17 protein-coding genes and 1 other annotated feature (1 of these 18 only partly in view) are annotated in these 15900 nt (G+C 47.0%); all 17 genes read left to right on the forward strand.

Going from position 1 to position 15900, the window contains the following annotated elements; translation table 11 throughout:
- The first annotated feature begins 35 nt into the window (after nucleotides 1-35).
- The 17 genes from spoVE (at nucleotide 36) to ACX9NY_RS02630 (ending at nucleotide 15785) form a co-directional block, all read left to right on the forward strand.
- On the forward strand, nucleotides 36-1133 hold the full coding sequence (gene spoVE, locus ACX9NY_RS02550) for a stage V sporulation protein E (protein WP_253439323.1): 1098 nt from the start codon (nucleotides 36-38) through the stop codon (nucleotides 1131-1133).
- A 7-nt stretch (nucleotides 1134-1140) separates the two neighbouring features.
- Nucleotides 1141-2250 (forward strand): undecaprenyldiphospho-muramoylpentapeptide beta-N-acetylglucosaminyltransferase, encoded by a 1110-nt coding sequence (murG, locus tag ACX9NY_RS02555; protein ID WP_339235919.1) that lies wholly within the window; start codon nucleotides 1141-1143, stop codon nucleotides 2248-2250.
- Nucleotides 2251-2400: 150 nt separating this feature from the next.
- Nucleotides 2401-3306, forward strand: a complete 906-nt coding sequence (gene murB / locus ACX9NY_RS02560) for a UDP-N-acetylmuramate dehydrogenase (RefSeq protein WP_472476964.1) — start codon at nucleotides 2401-2403, stop codon at nucleotides 3304-3306.
- A gap of 17 nt (nucleotides 3307-3323) precedes the next feature.
- A complete protein-coding gene (gene murA, locus ACX9NY_RS02565) occupies nucleotides 3324-4607 on the forward strand; it encodes a UDP-N-acetylglucosamine 1-carboxyvinyltransferase (RefSeq protein ID WP_339235916.1) in 1284 nt (427 codons plus the stop codon).
- A gap of 58 nt (nucleotides 4608-4665) precedes the next feature.
- Complete coding sequence (locus ACX9NY_RS02570; protein WP_339235914.1) at nucleotides 4666-5433, forward strand: cell division protein FtsQ/DivIB; 768 nt, start codon at nucleotides 4666-4668, stop codon at nucleotides 5431-5433.
- A gap of 294 nt (nucleotides 5434-5727) precedes the next feature.
- Nucleotides 5728-7014 carry a cell division protein FtsA gene (gene ftsA / locus ACX9NY_RS02575; protein WP_339235912.1) on the forward strand — a complete coding sequence of 429 codons (1287 nt, stop codon included), beginning with the start codon at nucleotides 5728-5730 and terminating at the stop codon, nucleotides 7012-7014.
- A gap of 150 nt (nucleotides 7015-7164) precedes the next feature.
- Nucleotides 7165-8280: a cell division protein FtsZ gene (ftsZ, locus tag ACX9NY_RS02580; RefSeq protein ID WP_253439311.1), complete on the forward strand. Its 1116-nt coding sequence runs from the start codon at nucleotides 7165-7167 to the stop codon at nucleotides 8278-8280.
- A 261-nt stretch (nucleotides 8281-8541) separates the two neighbouring features.
- Complete coding sequence (spoIIGA, locus tag ACX9NY_RS02585; protein WP_472476967.1) at nucleotides 8542-9522, forward strand: sigma-E processing peptidase SpoIIGA; 981 nt, start codon at nucleotides 8542-8544, stop codon at nucleotides 9520-9522.
- A gap of 11 nt (nucleotides 9523-9533) precedes the next feature.
- Nucleotides 9534-10256, forward strand: a complete 723-nt coding sequence (gene sigE / locus ACX9NY_RS02590; protein ID WP_017687308.1) for an RNA polymerase sporulation sigma factor SigE — start codon at nucleotides 9534-9536, stop codon at nucleotides 10254-10256.
- A 111-nt stretch (nucleotides 10257-10367) separates the two neighbouring features.
- Nucleotides 10368-11150 carry an RNA polymerase sporulation sigma factor SigG gene (gene sigG, locus ACX9NY_RS02595; RefSeq protein WP_017687309.1) on the forward strand — a complete coding sequence of 261 codons (783 nt, stop codon included), beginning with the start codon at nucleotides 10368-10370 and terminating at the stop codon, nucleotides 11148-11150.
- Nucleotides 11151-11323: 173 nt separating this feature from the next.
- Nucleotides 11324-11716 carry a YlmC/YmxH family sporulation protein gene (locus ACX9NY_RS02600; protein ID WP_339235908.1) on the forward strand — a complete coding sequence of 131 codons (393 nt, stop codon included), beginning with the start codon at nucleotides 11324-11326 and terminating at the stop codon, nucleotides 11714-11716.
- A 51-nt stretch (nucleotides 11717-11767) separates the two neighbouring features.
- Nucleotides 11768-12667, forward strand: coding sequence for a peptidoglycan editing factor PgeF (gene pgeF, locus ACX9NY_RS02605; protein WP_472476970.1), 900 nt, complete (start codon nucleotides 11768-11770; stop codon nucleotides 12665-12667).
- A gap of 6 nt (nucleotides 12668-12673) precedes the next feature.
- Nucleotides 12674-13375 (forward strand): YggS family pyridoxal phosphate-dependent enzyme, encoded by a 702-nt coding sequence (locus ACX9NY_RS02610; protein ID WP_339235904.1) that lies wholly within the window; start codon nucleotides 12674-12676, stop codon nucleotides 13373-13375.
- On the forward strand, nucleotides 13366-13833 hold the full coding sequence (locus ACX9NY_RS02615; RefSeq protein WP_253439303.1) for a cell division protein SepF: 468 nt from the start codon (nucleotides 13366-13368) through the stop codon (nucleotides 13831-13833). Before ACX9NY_RS02610 ends, ACX9NY_RS02615 begins: the two co-directional genes overlap by 10 nt.
- A 7-nt stretch (nucleotides 13834-13840) precedes the next feature.
- Nucleotides 13841-14110, forward strand: coding sequence for a YggT family protein (locus ACX9NY_RS02620; protein ID WP_301290087.1), 270 nt, complete (start codon nucleotides 13841-13843; stop codon nucleotides 14108-14110).
- 235 nt (nucleotides 14111-14345) lie between these two features.
- Entirely contained in the window at nucleotides 14346-15128 is a 783-nt protein-coding gene (locus tag ACX9NY_RS02625; protein ID WP_339256407.1) for a YlmH family RNA-binding protein, read from the forward strand.
- A gap of 147 nt (nucleotides 15129-15275) precedes the next feature.
- Complete coding sequence (locus ACX9NY_RS02630) at nucleotides 15276-15785, forward strand: DivIVA domain-containing protein (protein ID WP_339235898.1); 510 nt, start codon at nucleotides 15276-15278, stop codon at nucleotides 15783-15785.
- A 57-nt stretch (nucleotides 15786-15842) separates the two neighbouring features.
- Nucleotides 15843-15900, forward strand: a binding site (T-box leader); it runs 235 nt beyond the window's last position.

Below are 15900 nucleotides of genomic sequence, written 5' to 3' on the forward strand. Positions count from 1 at the left end.
AAAGCCCCTACTTCCATGCAAGGGGTGGCCTCCTGATGAAACAGACGCGACCGGCACCAGATATTTGGTTGCTGATTAGTATTTTGGCATTGCTTGCCATCGGCATCGTAATGGTATACAGTGCGGGCTCGGTGCTTGCCTTTCATGACTATGGCGATTCTTTTTATTTTGTTAAAAGACAGGCTCTGTTTGCGGTGCTTGGGCTTATGGCCATGTTCGTCACCGCTAACGTAGACTACCGGGTGTGGAGGAAATATGCCAAGCCGATATTGATTGCCTGTTTTATTATGCTCATTGCGGTGCTCATTCCTGGGATCGGTGTGGTTCGCGGCGGTGCACGAAGTTGGTTGGGCATAGGCTCGTTCGGTATCCAGCCTTCAGAATTCATGAAGCTGGGCATGATTCTGTTTCTCGCTCACTGGCTGAGCAAGGAACCGGGCAAAATCAAGACCTTCACAACGGGGCTTCTGCCACCGCTGGGATTGATTGGTTTGGCTTTTGGTATTATTATGCTGCAGCCTGATTTGGGGACAGGCACGGTGATGATGGGTGCATCAATGCTTATTATTTTCACAGCCGGAGCACGAATGAAACATCTGGGATTGCTTGCTCTTGGTGGTGTAGCCGGATTTGCAGCATTGATCGCGGCAGCTCCCTATCGGTTACAGCGTATCACAGCGTTTTTGGACCCGTGGTCCGATCCCTTGGGTGCCGGATATCAGATCATTCAATCCTTATACGCGATTGGTCCTGGTGGACTGGCGGGATTGGGACTGGGTATGAGCCGGCAGAAGTACAGTTATGTACCTGAACCGCAAACGGACTTTATTTTTAGTATTTTGGCCGAAGAACTCGGCTTTATCGGTGGAATGATTGTATTATTGTTGTTTCTGGTGCTGGTGTGGAGAGGAATGCGTGTAGCCATGACCGTTCCGGATGCCTTCGGCAGTCTGCTGGGTGTAGGTATCGTAGGTATGGTCGCCGTACAGGTCATTATTAACATTGGTGTTGTCATTGGCATGATGCCTGTAACGGGTATTACCTTGCCTTTGATCAGCTACGGCGGATCATCATTGACCCTCATGCTCACAGCACTGGGCATTTTAGTGAATTTATCCCGTTATGCGAGGTGACTATGCGATGCGAGTCGTTCTAAGCGGTGGCGGTACGGGTGGACATATCTATCCGGCCGTTGCCATAGCAAGACAATGCGAGGCGGAGAACCCGGACTCGACATTTCTATACATTGGAGGAACCAGAGGGTTGGAAAGCAAGCTGGTTCCCCAGGAAAATATCCCTTTTAAATCCATTGATATTACCGGCTTTCGACGGAAACTGTCCATCGACAACCTGAAAACGGTCATGCGTTTCATTCAAGGTGTACGCAAGTCCAAAAAAATGCTGAAGGAATTCAAACCGGATGTTGTGATAGGTACAGGTGGATATGTGTGTGGACCTGTGGTATATGCAGCAACAAAACTGGGAATTCCGAGTATAATTCATGAACAGAACGCCATCCCGGGTCTGACGAACAAATTTTTGATGCGGTATGTGGACACGGTTGCAGTTAGCTTTGAAGGTTCTGAAAAATCGTTTTCCGGCGCGAAAAAGGTGATCTACACCGGTAATCCACGGGCGACTACGGTAGCCCAGGCTAGCCGTGATCGTGGTTTTGCCACGTTAGGTGTACCGATGAACAGCCGTGTTGTTCTTGTGGTTGGTGGCAGTCGAGGGGCAAAAGCAATCAATCAGGCCATGGTGGACATGGCGCCAATGCTAGAACAACTGGACGATGTACATGTGGTTTATGTGACAGGGGATACCTATTTTGATGAAACGCGTGAAGCCATTCGCAGCTCATTGGGTACAATGCCAAACCATCTGCATGTCTTGCCTTACGTGCATAATATGCCTGAGGTGCTTGCCTGTACATCCTTGATTGTAAACCGCGCAGGTGCATCATTCCTTGCGGAGATTACGTCACTGGGCATTCCTTCCATTCTAATTCCTTCGCCTAACGTGACTAACAATCATCAGGAAGCCAATGCACGTACGCTTGAAGGTGGGGGCGCATCACTCACGATGCTGGAGAAGGATCTTACAGGCCAAGTTCTGTATGAAGCCATCGCCAAAATTATGAATGATGAATTGGGACGAAAACGAATGGCTGAGGCCTCCCGGAAATTGGGTAAACCCGATGCTGCTGAAGTGCTTGTTCATGAAATTCAGCGTCTTGCTGCACGCCGGTAAAGTGCGTTTGTGGGCGATTGTCACACACAAGACGGGGCTGACATAAGATACCGTATAAATCGTGACCATCGTTCCATGGCGCCAGAGCACGTTCTTTAGCAACAACAGAATACCGTGCTCATCGGTTTGGAAGCAAAGGAGGAAGCAAACATGCAGCAGTGGATGTCGTTACTATCCCAGAATAATGTTGGCAGAGTTCTTGAAAACGAATCGCTAGCCAAATACACCACATGGAAGATCGGCGGTCCTGCGGATGCACTGGTCATTCCCGAGAATAAAGAGCAGATGATGAATCTCGTTCAATTGCTTCACAAGTTTCAGATTCCGTGGATGCAACTTGGACGGGGCTCAAACATGCTGGTGTCAGACAAAGGAATACGTGGTGTTGTTGTGAAACCAGGCGATGGCTTTGATTATGCCGAATTTCACGAAGGTGGTGTAACTGCCGGAGCAGCACATTCTTTTGTTAAACTCAGTGTGGTTGCTGCCAAAAAGGAATGGACCGGTCTGGAATTCGGCAGCGGTATCCCCGGCACTGTCGGTGGAGCCGTATACATGAATGCAGGTGCTCATGGATCGGATGTGTCACGGATATTCAAATTCGCTGAGATTGTACTGGAGACAGGGGAATTGGTACGTTACAGCAAGGAGGACATGGATTTTGCTTACCGCCACTCTGTTCTGCATGATCGGAGAGGCATCGTGCTGGAAGCTACATTTGAACTCCAGCATGGAGAACGCAAAGTCATTTCGGAAACCATGGCAGCTTACAAAGATCGCCGACGACGCACACAGCCACTGCAGATGGCATGTGCAGGCAGTGTATTCCGAAATCCACCGGGTGACCATGCAGCCCGTCTGATTGAAGCAGCAGGGCTCAAGGGCATGACTCAGGGAGGCGCACAGGTATCCACCATGCATGCCAATTTCATTGTCAATACAGGCCAAGCAACAGCAGAGGACGTTATCACCCTAATGCAGCAGATTCAGAGCACTATATCATCTCAAAACGGTATTAACCTGGTACCGGAAGTCTTCGTAGTGGGTGAACGGTAAACCCCGGAGGTGATACATTGGACAAATTGGTGATTGAAGGCGGGAAACCCCTCTCAGGATCCATACGCATCCATGGAGCAAAAAATGCCGCTTTACCGATTATGGCCGCAAGTTTGTTGGCAGATGGAGAAGTTACACTGCATAACGTTCCACACTTGCTGGACATTGAAGTGATGCTGTATATCCTGGAACGGCTTGGATGCACGTGTCGGCATGAACAGGGAACAGTGACCATTAATACCTCGCAGATTCGGTCATATGATGTGCCAGAAGATCTAATGAAGCAGATGCGCTCTTCCATTTTTTTGATGGGACCATTGCTGGCTAAGTTTGGGCATGTGTCAGTGTATCAGCCAGGAGGCTGTGCCATCGGAGAACGCAAAATTGATCTTCACCTCCGGGGCCTGGAAGCGCTCGGAGCTTTGATTGAAGAGCAGGACCAACAGATTATCTGCCATGGCCGCAATCTGGTGGGTACAGATATTCTTTTGGATTTCCCGAGTGTGGGAGCAACCGAGAATATCATGATGGCAGCCGTTCTGGCTAAAGGGACGACAACCATTTGCAACGCGGCAAGAGAACCTGAAATACAGGATCTGCAAAACTTTCTGAATGCTATGGGTGCAAGTATCATTGGTGCAGGAACGGATACGATTACGATCAATGGTGTTGAGAAATTGAAGCCTTGTTCCTATGAGATTATACCGGATCGAATCGTTGCCGGAACTGTGATGATTGCAGCAGCAGCAACACGTGGCAATGTTACGCTTACACACTGCAATCCTGCTCATCTTACTTCACTTATACATGTATTGAAGCGCACTGGTGTTCAAATCACAGTCTGCAATGATATAATGACGGTGAGCTGTATGAGCCGTCCCAAATCAGTAGACCGTATTGTGACTTCTCCGTATCCTTCATTTCCGACAGATTTGCAATCGCAAATCATGGTGCTGCTCAGTCTGGCAGACGGATTCAGTGTGATGAAGGAAACGGTATTCGAGGGCCGGTTCAAACATGTGGATGAACTGAATGTGATGGGGGCTGATATTTCAGTCGATCTGAACGCAGCATTTATCCGTGGTGTTCCCCGTCTGTACGGGGCTACAGTAGAAGCAACCGATCTTCGTGCAGGTGCAGCTCTGGTCATTGCTGGTCTGGCTGCTCAAGGCAAAACGGTTGTGGAGCAAGTGCATCATATTGACCGGGGCTACGATCAGATCGAGAAGTTATTCCAAAGTCTTGGAGCATCGGTTGAGCGACAGTCACCCGTTTCAAAACAGTTGGATTTTGCCAATTAACGTCCTTGGAGTCCCCTTCTTGAAGGGAGGGGACCTGAGGCTTTGTGGAGCGCTACTTATGCCTAAAAGTCAAATTCCGGTTCTGAAGAAGAATCGGCCAAAAGGAAACACAAGCCGTAGAATTGTAATTATTCTCTTATTACTATTTATTGTATTGCTCGCTGTATTATTCTTTCGTTCTTCCATGAGTCGGATTTCGGCAATAGAAATTACGGGTAATGTATATACAGCGACTTCAGAGCTACTGGAGAAAAGTGGTCTGAAAGAAGGCGATCAATTTTTTGGGACAAGTACTGCCGAGGTGATTGAGCGTCTCAAGACCAACAAGGCCATTTCAACTGTTACCGTGGACAAGCAATTTCCGGGTATTATCCATATCAAGGTTCAGGAATATGACACCGTTGCGTATGAGCTTGGTTCTGACGGTACACTTAAAGCGATTTTGGCCAGTGGGACAAGCTTGACGGTTCCGGCTACAATTGGTGTTGCTGTGGAGAAGCCTATATTGACTCAATGGAAGGCTGATGATCCACTCAAAGCCAAACTGAGTCAGACACTGGCTAAAATCCCGAATGAATTGACGACGGATATTTCGGAAATTATTCCGAACCCAACGCCTTCATTTCCGGATCAGATTCGGATGTATACCAAATCACAGTTTGAAGTGATTACGACCGTCTCTCTTTTATCGGATAAAGTGGAATATCTAAATCAGGTGATAGAGACCGAACGGCCTGGGAAAATCACCATGCTTGAGGCAGATACCTATGTCCCGTTCATCCCGGATGACCCGGAAGATGATGCTGAGCCAGGAGCAAGCCCTTGACCTTTGCCATGATGAGGCTGTACTGAATATGAAAGCCTAGGCTGGTCGGGGGTTGGGCCCCGTCAGAGCAATGAAACTTGTTCTTTCTGAGATGAAGAAAAAATGATACACTTGAACTTATGGCACATGAGTTGCCTCCTTCTTTTTTCTTCAAGGTTTTATGTCTCGCAACCAGATTTTGACACCCAAAAACATTGTAGAAAAAAGAGGGAAAGCCTGAAGTGTGTTGAATATGTTTTAAGAGTGTTTAAATTCGAACGTAATTTACTATTGGAGTCAGGAGGTGCCACAGACTTGAGCAACAATGACATCATTGTTAGTTTGGACATCGGTACATCCAAAATTCGCGCTATTATTGGGGAAATGAATAATGGAACCTTTAATATTATAGGAGTTGGATCTGCCGACTCGGAGGGAATTCGCAAAGGTGTAATCGTAGATATCGATCAGACGGTGCAGTCGATCCGCAACGCAGTGGATCATGCAGAACGTATGGTGGGTATTCAAATATCCGAAGTGTATGTTGGAATCTCGGGAAATCATATCGGACTGATGAGCAGTCACGGTGTCGTGGCTGTTTCTAACGAGGATCGTGAAATCGGAGAAGAAGACATGGAACGGGTGTTGAAAGCAGCCGAAGTAATTGCAGTTCCGCCGGAACGGGAAATTATTGATGTTGTCGCCAAGCAATATGTTGTAGATGGCTTGGAGGGCATACAGGACCCCCGTGGAATGATTGGTGTTCGTCTGGAAGTTGAAGCAACGATCATTACGGGTGCAAAAACCGCGATACATAATCTTTTGCGCTGCGTGGAAAAAGCGGGTCTGAAAGTAAGCGATCTGGTTCTCATGTCGCTCGGAGCGGGTCAACTGGCTTTGTCCAAAGATGAAAAAACGATGGGTTCAGTGCTTGTGGATATTGGAGCAGGTGCAACAACCATCGCCATTTTTGAAGAGGACAGTCTTGTTGCAACATCAACATTGCCTATTGGTGGGGAATTCGTAACGAATGATATCGCCTATGGCTTACGCACGTTGACGGATCAGGCGGAGAAGGTGAAATTGAAATACGGATGCGCCTGGTTGGATGATGCTGCTGCGGATGTGATGTTCAAAGTAACCCGAATCGGCAGTAATGTAGACAAGGAATTTTCACAGGAGGATCTGGCGGCTATTATTGAACCTAGGGTTCAGGAAATATTCCAGATGATCTCTCAAGAAGTGAAGCGTCTTGGTTACAATGAGCTTCCTGGAGGTTATATACTAACGGGAGGTACGGTCTCTATGCCTGGGGTTCTGCAGGTCGCTCAGCATGAGCTTGCGGCTTCAGTACGAGTTGCAGTTCCGGATTACATTGGTGTGCGTGACCCTGGCTACACAAGCGGAGTCGGCATATTGCACAGTGTAATTCGCAGTTTGCGCATTCGTCCCTCGATCAATAACGGCGGTGGAAATAACAACAATAACAATAATAATAATAAGAAACCGACCAACCGTCCGAAGCCAAATACGGCACAGGAATCGGAGCAAAAACCTGGTCTGTTCGAACGGCTGAAGAATATGTTCAGTGAATTTATATAACAGGTTGGATCCATTTCATACATTCTTGAAGCCGTCTGAATGCGCTGGTACTAACATAAACGCTTTCGTTCGTCGATATATGAAATTGATTCGGTTCAAAGCAAAAATTGGACGGGCCATCCATGCACATTGAGGGGGAGATGGAATAATATGTTGGAATTTGATTTCGAGATGGAGAGCTTGGCTCAAATTAAAGTCATCGGTGTAGGCGGCGGCGGAAGCAATGCAGTCAACCGTATGATTGAAAATGGTGTACAAGGTGTTGAATTTATTACGGTGAACACGGATGCTCAGGCATTACACCTGGCGAAATCCGAGCATAAATTGCAAATCGGTGATAAATTGACTCGTGGTCTTGGCGCTGGCGCCAACCCGGATGTAGGTAAAAAAGCAGCGGAAGAGTCCCGCGATCTGATCATGAACACGTTGAAAGGTGCAGACATGGTATTTGTTACAGCCGGTATGGGCGGTGGTACAGGTACAGGTGCGGCTCCGGTTATTGCTGAAATCGCTAAAGAGTGCGGTGCACTAACAGTGGGTGTCGTAACTCGCCCATTTACATTTGAAGGACGTAAACGTTCCAGCCATGCAGAGCAAGGTATTGAAGCTCTCAAGGAAAAAGTGGACACGCTGATCGTTATTCCGAATGATCGGTTGCTCGAAATTGTAGACAAAAAGACACCGATGCTTGAAGCATTCCGTCAAGCGGATAATGTACTTCGTCAAGCGGTACAAGGTATCTCGGATTTGATCGCTGTACCGGGTCTAATCAACCTTGACTTTGCTGACGTCAAAACGATTATGCATGAACGTGGATCTGCTCTTATGGGGATTGGTGAATCAACAGGTGAGAATCGTGCGGCAGAAGCAGCACGCAAAGCCATTATGAGTCCTTTGCTTGAAACATCCATTGAAGGTGCTCGCGGCGTAATCATGAACATTACGGGTGGCGTTAATCTGTCCCTGTATGAAGTGAACGAAGCGGCAGAGATCGTAACTTCTGCTTCCGATCCGGAAGTGAACATGATCTTTGGTGCCATCATCGATGAAGACCTGAAAGAGGAGATCAAGGTTACAGTTATCGCAACTGGTTTCGAAGACAAACCTGCTCCACCTCCACAAGGACGTAAGCCAGCTCCGGCAACAACGGAGACAACCGATACACGTTCGCCGAATCTGCGTCCGTTCGGAAATCAGCCGAGCAATGATCAGCTGGATATTCCGACATTTTTACGCAATCGTTCACGCAATAATAATAACGATTAATACCCAAATCAAATTATGGATAACCCGGTACTCCTTATGGAGCGACCGGGTTTTTCTGTTTTTTTAAATATCATAGCATACAGCATTGAACAAATTCTGAACAAAAGGGCTGAGCAATTCCGACAAAAAAAGTTGGAAACACACCCCCATGATTAGACAGACTTTGAACAGGGGTCTCCGTATACTTGTGAATATGCTCATGAATATCAGGATATCGGGATACCGGTATTTCGATATGTTGCGCGCAGGCAGGTGAAGAGTTTGGTTGTGTATGTGGATCTTATTTTTTTGACAAACCTGTGTATTGACGGTGCACTCATCGGCATGACCGCCTGGATGCGAAAAACGAAGCTGGTTTGGTGGCGATGGTTGCTGTCAGCCATTGTGGGCGCGTTATACGTGGTTATGATGTTTGTACCGGAGTTTGATTTTATGTTCACTTTTTTGATCAAGTTCGGGTTCTCGCTGGTCATGCTTACAATTGCTTTTGGTTTTAAGGGTCTGCAGGCTTTTACGAGGACGCTGGGTACCTTCTATGTGATTAATTTTGTCGCTGCCGGAGGTATTCTGGGTGTGCATTACATGCTTCAGAGCTCCGGTGAGCTGTTTAACGGCATTTGGTTCACGGCTTCTGGCGGGATGTCATTTGATCTGAAGATTGCCTTCTGGTTCACGTTTATCGTATTCTTTGCTGTCCTGTTTGTATTCAAAGCTGTGCAGAGCTCAAAACGGAAAACAGATCGCATGACGACCTATTTGGGTAAAGTTGAGGTCTGCATCGATGAGGTAGTCATTTCTTGTACAGGCCTTCTGGATACGGGCAATCAACTTACAGATCCCTTATCGCGTATGCCAGTCATGGTGATGGAGGTTTCGTTGTGGCAAGACATGTTACCGGCTTCGTGGAAGGGTAGACTTAAGGACGAGGCGCCGGACAACCTTATTATGGAGCTTGATCAGGAAAGTTTTCAGTGGCAGGATCGACTGCGGCTAGTGCCCTATCGAGGCATTAACAAAGGCACTGCGTTTATGCTGGCAATGAAGCCGGACCGGGTGAAGGTGACGATGGGGGAAACATGTTATGAGACGACAAGGGTACTCATTGGGCTGGATGGAGGTGTTTTGTCGTCGGATGGGAAATACAAGGCCGTGATTCATCCTGAACTTGTGCAAGACGCTGCTTCTGCGCAGTCTACGGCTCTCTCTGCGGGAGCAACAGAAAAGCCGCTGAATGTGGTATAGGAGGAACGTACATGCTTGTGAAATGGAAACTGGTGGCGCAGCTGCAATATTACCGTCTGTTATTTTTGTTGGGACTCAAAAGTGAAGAGATCTATTATATCGGGGGAAGTGAGGCACTTCCGCCGCCTTTGACAAGGGAAGAAGAAGAATTTTTACTGCAAAAATTATCTTCGGGAGACTCGGCCATTCGCGCGATGCTCATTGAGCGCAATCTGCGTCTGGTGGTATACATCGCACGCAAGTTTGAGAACACAGGAATCAATATTGAAGATCTGGTCTCCATTGGAGCCATCGGACTGATTAAGGCAGTTAATACATTCGACCCGGAAAAGAAAATCAAACTGGCAACCTATGCTTCACGGTGTATCGAAAATGAAATTTTGATGTACCTGAGACGTAATAGTAAGATCCGAACTGAAGTTTCTTTTGATGAACCCCTTAACATTGATTGGGATGGAAATGAACTATTATTATCGGATGTACTGGGTACAGAGAACGATACAATCTATCGGAATATTGAAGAGCAGGTAGACCGAAAACTTTTGCACAAGGCACTGGAAAAATTAACGGAGCGTGAGCGAATGATTATGGAGCTTCGTTTTGGCTTGACGGATGGGGAAGAAAAGACACAAAAGGACGTAGCAGATCTACTTGGAATCTCCCAATCCTACATCTCTCGTCTCGAAAAAAGAATCATTAAAAGACTTCGCAAGGAGTTCAATAAAATGGTCTGAAAACCATCAATGCTCAGAATGGGTATTACTGGCAAGGGTGCCAAGTACGAATAAAAAAGCCTGCCCCGGAGATAATGTACATTAATGTTTCTCCTTGGGAGGTAAATCACGATGACCCGAAACAAAGTCGAGATTTGTGGCGTGGACACCGCAAAATTGCCTGTCCTCACCAACACTGAAATGAGGGAATTGTTTCATTCCCTTCAGCAACACCATGATCGCTCAGCAAGAGAGAAATTAGTGAATGGCAACTTGCGTCTGGTACTCAGTGTCATTCAGCGTTTTAACAATCGGGGGGAGTTTGTCGATGATCTGTTCCAGGTTGGTTGCATCGGCCTGATGAAAGCCATTGATAATTTTGATTTATCCCAGAATGTCAAATTTTCAACCTACGCGGTGCCGATGATTATCGGTGAAATCCGTCGATACCTGCGTGATAATAACCCAATTCGGGTATCTCGCTCCTTGAGGGATATTGCTTACAAAGCACTTCAGGTCCGTGACAGCCTGACGAATAAAAATTCCCGGGAACCGACGATATTCGAAATTGCGGAAGTACTGAATGTGCCGAAGGAAGATGTTGTTTTTGCATTGGACGCCATTCAGGACCCGGTTTCGCTCTTTGAACCGATTTATCATGATGGTGGAGATCCGATCTATGTTATGGATCAGATCAGTGATGACCGAAACAAGGATGTGTCGTGGATCGAGGAAATTGCGCTCCGCGAAGCGATGCATCGTCTCGGCCAACGGGAAAAAATGATTTTGTCCATGCGGTTTTTCGAAGGGAAGACCCAGATGGAAGTAGCTGATGAAATTGGCATTTCCCAGGCACAGGTATCACGTCTGGAGAAATCAGCGATACAACAGATGCAAAAACATGTAAAGTCGTAACACAATGTAAGGGCAGGAGGACGATCAATCGGGGCTATGTATACCGTTGGTCGTCTTTTTGTGTTAAGCCGTCCCACATTCAATGAAAAACAGGACATTTTTCGCCCCTGAAACATATATTGTATAGAAGCGTGTGGAACGGAAAGAAGAGGAACAACAGGGGGCGGGAATGAATGAAAGTAAATACGAGCGAAGTGGCGGCACGAGGCATGAAAATCTCGGATTTTCAGACTAAGGATGTCATTAACATTACGGATGGTAAGCGCCTAGGTCAGATCAGTGACTTGGAGCTGGATCTGAAGCAGGGACGAATTGAAGCGATTGTTGTGCCGGGGTACAGCCGGTTTATGGGACTTTTTGGCGGGGGAACGGATCTGGTGATTCCCTGGAGAAATATCGTAAAGATTGGTTCGGATGTGATTCTTGTGAAGATGGATGAGGTGAAGGAAACCACGTATGACGAGCGTGATCGGGAAGCGCGCCTGTATGACGAACAGCAGCATCTCCGCACGGAGCGTGTGGAACGCATTGAACGATCAGACCGTAATCAGCGTCGAACGATATAAAGGAGACAGAATGTGGCTCATTTGGTACACTGGAAGTGGTGAGGTGAGAGAATGGAACCCTTTGTATTGAATAAGGAATTACTTGAACGGACAGAGAACCCTAATTCAGATTTCGGTTCTGACCCGTTATTATTATATGTTGAGCCCTGGAGACAGCGGTTTGAACAGTTATCGGTCGGATTTACGACAAGACATGGGGGAGTCGGAAGTGTACCCTATGCTACGCTTAACTGCGCTTATCATGTGGGGGATGATCCTGAAGTTGTGCTTAACAACCGCAGGCTTGTAACCGGGAAGCTTGGCTATGAATCGGAGGCCTGGACCTGTGGAGAACAGGTACATGGCAAACATGTGGCTGTAATTAAAGCTGAAGATCGGAGCAGAGGATTACTTGATCGTCAGTCGGCGTTGCAGGATACGGATGGATTGGTTACAAATGTGCCGGGTGTGCTGTTGACTTCTTTCTATGCAGACTGTGTCCCGCTTTATTTCTATGACCCTGTGCAACAGGCCGTTGGTCTTGCTCATGCCGGTTGGAAAGGAACAGTCGCAGGTATCGCTGTATCCATGATGGAGACGATGGAACGGGAGTACGGAAGTCGCAGACAGGACATTCGAGCTGCAATCGGTCCGTCCATTGGAGATTGCTGTTATGAAGTGGATGAGGCGGTTATGCAGCATGTACGGGTTTGGTTTGATGATTCCCCGGTTAATGATGAATACAAGGATTCTGCTTCTAAAAAAGCATATCAATCCGTAGATAACGGTAAAACGATGTTAAACTTGAAAGAATGTAATCGACACATTATGATGAAAGCAGGAATATTGCCGGATCATATCGAATGTACAACATGGTGTACAAGTTGTCATCCCGAATTATTTTTCTCCTATCGGAAGGAAAATGGTGTTACAGGGCGGATGGCGAGCTGGATTGGGCTGGAAGAGAGGTGACCCTCTGTGTCATTGGAGGAGCGTATACAACAGGTAAATCAGAAGATCGAGGATGCATGTCGGCGCAGTAACCGTCATCGTGATGATGTGAATGTGATTGCAGTCACGAAATATGTCTCACTGGAAACAACGGGATCGGTGCTGAATCATGGTCTTGAGCATATTGGAGAAAATCGGTGGCAGGATGCACAGGCCAAATGGGAAGCTTTTGGTCAACAGGGTACCTGGCATTTTATCGGTCATTTGCAGACGAACAAGGTGAAAGACGTGATCGGGAAGTTTCGTTACATACATTCACTCGATCGTTTGTCGTTGGCGAAGGAGTTGGATAAAAAAGCAGCTTCACTTGGCATGCAAGTGGAAACGTTTTTGCAGGTGAATATTTCGGGTGAAGAGAGCAAGTATGGCTTACAGCCTGAACAGGCAAGTTCTTTTTTGCGTGATATTCGTTCGTTCAACAATCTCAAGGTCGTTGGCCTGATGACGATGGCACCTCATGAGGAAGATCCGGAGCTGACGCGTCCTGTATTTCGTGGATTGCGTGAGCTGAGAGATCAATTGAATGGACAGGCCCTTACAGCAGAGCCATTAACTGAGCTGTCGATGGGGATGTCCAATGATTTTGAAGTGGCCATTGAAGAAGGGGCAACCTGGGTACGGCTGGGATCGATTCTCGTAGGAAAAGAGGAGGGTTCACGATGGGCGTAATGAATAAATTTATGAATTTCCTCGGACTTCAGGAAGAGGAAGAGATTGTGGAACGTGAACGGATGGCTTCGCAGGAGGAAAATGAGGCTGAACAGCAGGAAGCTGAAACCTCCAGTCTCGATAAACGTAGAAACCAAAGGGGGAATAATGTGGTGAGCATTCATTCCCAGAAAAATGTTAAAGTTGTCCTGTATGAACCGCGTTCTTATGACGAGGCTCAGGAGATTGCCGACCATCTGCGTTCGCATCGTACCGTTGTGGTAAACCTGCAGCGGATACGTCAGGACCAAGCGCTGCGTGTTATAGATTTTTTGAGTGGCACGGTATACGCATTGGGTGGCGGTATTTCCAAAATCGGCGGAAACATTTTTCTCTGCACGCCAGATACGGTTGAAATTCAGGGATCAATTACGGAAATACTGGCTGACAGCGAGCAAGATTATAACAGAATGAGGTGAGCCACTTTTGTATCAGATTGAAAGCGTGCTGTACACGTTATACCAGATTTACTTTTACATGGTCATCGTCTACATATTGATGTCTTGGCTTCCCAATGCGCGGGAAAGCTTCATTGGTGAATGGCTAGGCAAGTTTGTGGAGCCATATCTAAGACCATTCCGTCGATTTATCCCACCTTTGTTCGGTGTACTGGATATTTCCCCGATTGTGGCGCTGATCGTTCTGCAACTTGCGCTTAATGGATTGATCTCCATACTTCGGTATTTTGTATATTAGAGGTTGTTCAAAAAGTCCGCTTTTGATTACGAAGGATGCCTAGTGGCATCGTCAGCATCGAATATGGAATTCAGCCGAAATAAGTGGGAGGCTTACGAAGAATGTTTCCTTCGGAAACATTGTGGTTGCTCACGTAGTTTTCTTTACGCTCCGCTACTCCATTTCTAGCTTTATCCCATCTCGGTACTGAAAACCGGTCTTTTTGAACACGGACTATTAGGGTAGGGTGACATAGATGAGCGGTGAAATTTACGAACATTTTAGCCATGATGAGCGAGATTTCGTAGATAAGGCTTCAGATTGGGTTGAGGGTGCAGGCAAGTATCATGAGATGAAGCTAACTGACTTTCTTGACCCAAGACAGGTGTTTATCTTACAAACTCTTGTCAATCGTCGTAATGACGTGCAGATTCGTCTGGATGGTGGTTACGAGGCTGCTGAGCGAAAGCGTGCGCTGGTTGCACCTGATTACATGTATCTGGATGATGAGGATATGGGTATGCAGGTGCTCAGCATCACGTCTGATGATCAGAAAATCTCAGAGCTGGAGCACGGGGACTATATGGGTTCCCTGCTCGGACTTGGGATGAAACGTGGAAAGATCGGGGATATCCAAGTGCTGGAGGACGGTTGCCATACAGTGGTGGCGGCGGAAACCGGCGCTTTTTTATCGCTTCAACTGAATCAGGTGCATCGGTTACATGTGTTCACAGAGTTACTTCCTTTGGAACAGATGCGGTGGTCAGAGAACAAACTGGAGACGATGGACATTACAGTCGCTTCGCTTCGTTTGGATGGAATCTGTGCAGATGTATACCGGCTTAGTCGCAGTAAAGTGTTGGTGCCAATCAAAGCTGGGCGCTGTCGTGTAAACTGGAAGGTTGAGGAAGATCCGTCCAAATCGCTAAAAGCGGGTGATGTCGTATCCATTCAGGGATTTGGCCGCTTCAAGGTCATTGAACAGGATGGGATGACCAAAAAAGGACGATGCCGAGTGAAAATCGGCAAATTTGCCTGAGTCTGTTGCAGGAAAATCCGCTTTCTTGTCGAAATGTTTATCATAAAGGTGTAGAAAATACGCGGTGTATCCGATATACATTAAGTCAAAGATTTATGCTGCAAACCTTCTCTGGACGGGAAGGAACTTTTACAGGAGGTGGACAGCATGCCATTAACGCCGCTGGACATACACAACAAGGAATTTTCCCGACGTTTGCGCGGGTATGACGAGGATGAAGTCAATGAATTCCTGGATCAAGTCATCAAAGATTACGAAGGCGTCATTCGCGAGAACAAAGAGCTGAGCAATCAGTTGCTGTCCGTTCAGGAAAAGCTGGATCATTTTGCAACGATTGAAGAAACGCTCAGCAAAACAATCATTATTGCGCAGGAAGCTGCTGATGATGTGAAGAATAATGCGAAGAAAGAAGCGCAGTTGATCGTGAAGGAAGCAGAGAAAAATGCAGACCGGATCGTGAACGAAGCGTTGGGTAAATCACGAAAGATTGCTTTGGAAGTAGAGGAACTGAAAAAGCAGGCATCGATCTATCGTGCCCGTTTCCGCACGCTTGTTGAAGCGCAGCTTGAACTGTTGACTCAGGATGGTTGGGAAGTGCTGGAGAGCCGGGAGCAGGAAGTGCGTGACCGTGAGCGGGAGATGAAAGAAATTTATTAGTCTGTCGCCTGGTTGACTTTTGTCTGCAAAGAGGCTATAACTATATTCATAATGAATAGTGATTCCATGACGGGTTCAGTACGTTATGATCTCATCCCTCAGAGAGTTGGTGGTT

It is taken from the genome of Paenibacillus sp. CB74, assembly GCF_055687625.1.

Bases quoted from the DNA above. Each gene is read 5' to 3' on its own strand.
- spoVE (WP_253439323.1), top strand. From the start codon at position 36: ATGAAACAGACGCGACCGGCACCAGATATTTGGTTGCTGATTAGTATT.
- murG (WP_339235919.1), top strand. From the start codon at position 1,141: ATGCGAGTCGTTCTAAGCGGTGGCGGTACGGGTGGACATATCTATCCG.
- murB (WP_472476964.1), top strand. From the start codon at position 2,401: ATGCAGCAGTGGATGTCGTTACTATCCCAGAATAATGTTGGCAGAGTT.
- ACX9NY_RS02570 (WP_339235914.1), top strand. From the start codon at position 4,666: ATGCCTAAAAGTCAAATTCCGGTTCTGAAGAAGAATCGGCCAAAAGGA.
- ftsZ (WP_253439311.1), top strand. From the start codon at position 7,165: ATGTTGGAATTTGATTTCGAGATGGAGAGCTTGGCTCAAATTAAAGTC.
- sigE (WP_017687308.1), top strand. From the start codon at position 9,534: ATGCTTGTGAAATGGAAACTGGTGGCGCAGCTGCAATATTACCGTCTG.
- sigG (WP_017687309.1), top strand. From the start codon at position 10,368: ATGACCCGAAACAAAGTCGAGATTTGTGGCGTGGACACCGCAAAATTG.
- ACX9NY_RS02600 (WP_339235908.1), top strand. From the start codon at position 11,324: ATGAAAGTAAATACGAGCGAAGTGGCGGCACGAGGCATGAAAATCTCG.
- pgeF (WP_472476970.1), top strand. From the start codon at position 11,768: ATGGAACCCTTTGTATTGAATAAGGAATTACTTGAACGGACAGAGAAC.
- ACX9NY_RS02615 (WP_253439303.1), top strand. From the start codon at position 13,366: ATGGGCGTAATGAATAAATTTATGAATTTCCTCGGACTTCAGGAAGAG.
- ACX9NY_RS02625 (WP_339256407.1), top strand. From the start codon at position 14,346: ATGAGCGGTGAAATTTACGAACATTTTAGCCATGATGAGCGAGATTTC.
- ACX9NY_RS02630 (WP_339235898.1), top strand. From the start codon at position 15,276: ATGCCATTAACGCCGCTGGACATACACAACAAGGAATTTTCCCGACGT.